At 77.0% G+C, this 4,996-nt stretch carries 1 protein-coding gene; it reads right to left on the bottom strand.

Annotation, left to right across the window (positions count from 1 at the left end):
• Nucleotides 1–4,996 (bottom strand): type I polyketide synthase (locus IE263_RS47915; RefSeq protein WP_189944443.1); only part of this gene is annotated, 4,996 nt, incomplete at both ends.

Here is a 4,996-nt window from a genome sequence, read left to right as displayed (position 1 = left end):
TCGATGTCGGCGGGGGTGAGGTGGGCGTTGGTGAGGGCGTCGTGGATGACGCGTTCCTGTGCGGGGCCGTTGGGGGCGGCGAGTCCGTTGCTCGCGCCGTCCTGGTTGACGGCACTGCCGCGCAGGAGGGCGAGGACCGGGTGACCGGCCCGGCGCGCGTCCGACAACCGCTCCAGCGCCAGCACGCCCACCCCTTCGCTCCACGCCGTCCCCGACGCCGAGTCGTCGAACGACCGGCAGCGGCCGTCCGCGGCCAGTCCCCGCTGCCGGCTGAACTCCACGAACAGCTCCGGTGTCGCCATCACCGTGACACCGCCCGCCAGCGCGAGATCGCACTCACCAGCGCGCAGCGCCTGCGCGGCCAGGTGCAGGGCGACCAGTGACGAGGAGCAGGCGGTGTCCACCGTGATCGCCGGGCCGTGCAGGCCGAGGGCGTAGGCCACCCGCCCCGAGACCACGCTCAGCGCACTGCCCGTGTTCAGCCCCGAGCTGTAGTCGCTGTACATCACGCCGCTGAACACCCCCGTGCGGGTCGCCCGCAGCGAGGCCGGGTCGATGGTCGCGCTCTCGATCGCCTCCCAGCTGGTCTCCAGCAGCAGCCGCTGCTGGGGGTCCATCTCGGCGGCCTCCCGCGGGCTGATGCCGAAGAAGTCCGCGTCGAACCGGTCGGCGTCGTACAGGAACCCGCCGTGCCGCGTGTACGTCCGCCCCGGGCGGCCCGGGCGGGGGTCGTAGAGGTCGTCGATGTTCCAGCCCCGGTTGCCGGGGAACGGGCCGATGGCGTCCCGGCCGGACATCACCAGCTCCCACAGGTCCTGCGGTGACCGCACGTCGCCGGGGTAGCGGCAGGCCATGCCGACGATGACGACCGGGTCGTCCTGCGTGGCGTCGGTCCGCCCCGCCGTCCGGAGGACGGCGCCCGGCTCGGCGCCGTCCTCGCCGGAGATCCGGGCGAGTTCCTCCAGCAGCCGCTCGGTGAGCGCCGCCGGTGTCGGATGGTCGAACACGGCGGTGGCAGGCAGCCGGATCCCGGTCGCCGACTGGATGCGCCCGCGCAGCTCCAGCGCGGTCAGCGAGTCGAAGCCCAGCGTCTTGAACGCCGCGTCGTCGGCGACGGCCCCCGGACCGTCCAGCGCCAGGACCGCGGCGACCGCGGACCGTACCGCCCCGGCGGCCGTACGGCGGCGTTCGGCCACCGGCAGCGCCGCCGCGCGCCGCGGCCAGGACGTGCCGCCCGCCGTGGCCGAGGCGGCGGCCCGGCGGCGGGCCGGCCGGACCAGCGTGCGCAGCAGCGGGGGAGCGGCCGCGGCGCGCTCCGGGTCACGCAGCGCCGACAGGTCCCACTCGGCGGGCACGAGCAGCGTCCGCCCCGAGCGCAGCGCGGCGTCGAACAGCTCCATGCCGCGCTCCGCCGTGAGCGGCAGCACCCCCTTGCGGGCCCAGCGCGCCAGATCGGCCCGGCCGAGCGAGCCGGTCATGGCGCTCTCGGTCTCCCACAGCCCCCACGCCAGGGACACGGCGGGCAGGCCGAGGGCACGCCGGTGGTGCGCCAGGGCGTCGAGGAAGGAGTTGGCGGCCGCATAGTTGCCCTGCCCGGGGTTGCCGGTGGCCGCCGCGACGGACGAGAAGAGCACGAACGCCGACAGGGGCAGCGCGCGGGTCAGCTCGTGCAGATGCCGGGCGGCGTCCACCTTCGGGCGCAGCACCCGCGCGACCGCCTCGGGGGTGAGATTGCGCAGCGTGGCGTCGTCCAGCACGCCCGCGGTGTGGATCACGGCGGTCAGCGGGTGGGCGTCCGGAAGGCCGGCCAGCAGCCCGGCGAGCGCGTCCCGGTCGGCCACGTCGCAGGCGGCGACGGTGACGCGGGCGCCCACGGCGGCCAGCTCGGCGACCAGGTCGTCCGCACCCTGCGCGGCCGGCCCCTGCCGGCTGACCAGCAGCAGGTGCCGCACGCCGTGCCGGCCGACCAGATGCCGCGCGAGGACCCGCCCGAGCCCACCGGTGCCGCCGGTGATGAGCACGGTGCCGTCGGGCCCGGACAGCGGGGCGTTCCCGTCCGCCGGGGGAGCGGTGCCCTCGGGCTGCGGTGCGGTGTGTTCCAGCCGTGGCGCGTACAGCCGTCCCGCGCGCAGTGCCAGCGGCTGCCCGGCGACGGCCGCCGCCCGCAGCGCCGCGGCGAGCTCCGCGCCGTCGGTGCCGTCGGCGTCCACCAGGCCGAACCGGCCCGGGTGTTCGTTCTGCGCGGTGAGCAGCAGCCCTCGTACGGCGGCCCCCACCAGGTCCGGTACGTCCTCCCCGGGCACGGCGGCCACCGCGCCGCGGGTCAGCAGCACCACGCGCGTCTCGGCGAGCCGTTCGTCGTCCAGGCACCGCTGGAGCAGCGCCAGCGTCCGCCGTACGGCGGTGTGCGCCGCCGCCGGGTCGGTGCGCTCCTCCTCCGCGGTCATGTGCACCAGCGCCAGCGCGTCCGGCACCGGCCGCCCGGCGTCCGATGCCGCGAGCAGGGCATCGAGATCGCGGTGCAGGTCGACGGGACCGCCGTCCGCGCCCAGTGTCCCGGCCAGGCCCTGCGGGTCGTCGGCGAGCACCGCCCAGCGGCCGGTGGCCGGCGCCGGGCCGGACGCGTCCGCAAGCGGCTGCCAGTCGAGATGGCAGAGGCCCTCGTGCCGTGGAGCCCGCGGTGCGGCGGCGAGCCGGTCCGCGGGCAGCGGTCGCAGGACCACCGAGTCGACCGTCAGCACCGGAGCGCCGGCCGGATCAGTGGCGGTCAGCCGGGCGCCGTCCCGGCCGGCCGGCGACCAGACCACCCGCAGCGCGGTGGCGCCGGAGGCGTGCAGGACGACGCCGCCGAAGGTGAACGGCAGCCGCAGCACCGGCTCCTGGCCGGTGTCCGGGGCATCGAGGAGGAACAGGTGCAGCGAGGCGTCGAGCAGCGCGGGATGGAGACCGAACCGGGCCGCCTCGGCGTGCCGGTCCTCGGGCAGCGTCACCTCCGCGTACCGCTCCTCGCCCCGCTCCCACACCTCCACCAGGCCCTGGAACGCCGGCCCGTAGTCGTACCCGAGGCCGGCCAGCCGCTCGTACAGCCCGTCGTGCGCCACGGGCCGGGCGCCCGGCGGGGGCCAGGCCGTGGTGTCGTCCGCCGGCGCGTCACCGGCGCGGGCCGGGGCGAGCACCCCCGCCGCGTGCCGGGTCCACGGTTCCCCGGCGGCACCCGCGGGGGCCTCCGGGCGGGAGTGGACGGTCACCGGGCGGGCGCCCGCGTCGTCCGGGGCGCCGACCGTGACCTGCACCTGCACCGCCCCGGTCGGCGGCACGACCAGCGGCTCCTCCAGGACGAGTTCCCGCAGCAGCGGGCAGCCGAGCCGGTCGCCGGCCGCCACCGACAGTTCGACCAGCGCGGCACCGGGCAGCAGCACCGTGCCGGTCACCGCGTGGTCCGCCAGCCACGGGTGGGTCTGCAGGGAGAGCCGCCCGGTCAGCAGCATCCGGTCGTCGTCGGCCAGGTTCGTCATGCCGCCGAGCAGCGGATGGCCCGCCGGCGTCAGCCCCAGGCCGACGGCGTCGGTGCGGACCGGCGGCGCCAGCCAGTGCCGACGCCGCTGGAAGGGATACGTCGGCAGCACGACCGGCCGCGCACCCGTGCCGGCGAAGGCGACCGACCAGTCGACGGCGACGCCGTGGCAGTGCGCCTCGGCCAGTGAGGTGAGCAGGCAGCGGGTCTCGTCCTCGTTCCGGCGCAGGGTCGCCAGCGCCACGGCGTCGGTGCCCTGCGCGTCGGCCGCGGCCTGGATGCCCGGCGCGAGCACCGGATGCGGGGCGACCTCCACGAACACGCGGTGCCCCGCGGCCAGCAGCGTACCCACGGCCTCGTCGAAGCGGACCGTCTCGCGCAGGTTGCGGTACCAGTAGCCGGCGTCCAGCATCCCGCCGTCGGGCAGCAGTCCGCCGGTCAGCGACGAGCAGATCGGCACGTCGCCCGCGCCGGGGCGGATGCCGGCCAGCACCTGGGCCAACTCGGCCTCGATCTCCGCCACCTGGGCCGAGTGCGAGGCGTAGTCGACGTCGACCCGGCGGGCCCGCACCTGCTGCTCCTCGCACACGGCGAGGAACTCCCGCAGCGCGTCGGGCTCGCCCGAGACGACCACCTGGGCCGGCCCGTTGACGGCCGCCACCGAGATCCGCTCCGCCCACGGCACGATCGCCCCGCGCACCCACTCCGCGGAACGCGCCACCGACACCATGCCGCCGCGGCCCGACAGAGCGTTCAGCGCCCGGCTGCGCAGCGCCACCACCCGCGCCCCGTCCGCCAGGGACAGCGACCCGGCGACGCAGGCCGCGGCGATCTCGCCCTGCGAGTGCCCCACGACGGCGGCGGGTTCGACACCGAAGGAACGCCACGTCTCGGCGAGGGACACCATCACCGCCCACAGCACCGGCTGCACGACGTCCACCCGGTCCAGGCCCGGCGCGCCCGCGGCACCGCGGACGACGTCCGCCAACGACCAGTCCACGTACGGCCCCAGCGCCGCCGCGCACTCGGCCATCCGCCGCGCGAACACCGGAGACGACTCCAGAAGGCCCGCCGCCATGCCGGCCCACTGCGTGCCCTGGCCGGGGAAGACGAACACCGGCCGGGCCGCCGCACGCGCCTGAGCGGTGACCACCCCGGGATGGTCGGCGCCCTGCGCCAAGGCGTCGAGCGCGCGCGTCACTTCCTCCCGGTCGGCGGCCACCAGCGCCGCCCGCCGCTCGAACCGGCTGCGGCCCAGGGCCAGCGTGCGGCCGAGGTCGGCCGGCCGGAGACCGGGACGGGCGGCGAGGTGGTCGCGCAGCCGCGCCGCCTGGTCGCGCAGCGCCTGATCGGTCCGCGCGGACAGCAGCACCGGCACCTCGGCGGCGCCCGGGAAACCGCCCGCGACCGTGTCCTGCCCCGACTCCTGGTCCTGGGGTGGTTGTTCGAGGATGACGTGGGCGTTGGTGCCGCTGATGCCGA

Source organism: Streptomyces aurantiogriseus, assembly GCF_014649375.1.
Classification (GTDB): domain Bacteria; phylum Actinomycetota; class Actinomycetes; order Streptomycetales; family Streptomycetaceae; genus Streptomyces; species Streptomyces aurantiogriseus.
Note: the sequence above shows the minus strand (reverse complement) of the source record. Positions and strands in the feature narration are given on the sequence as shown.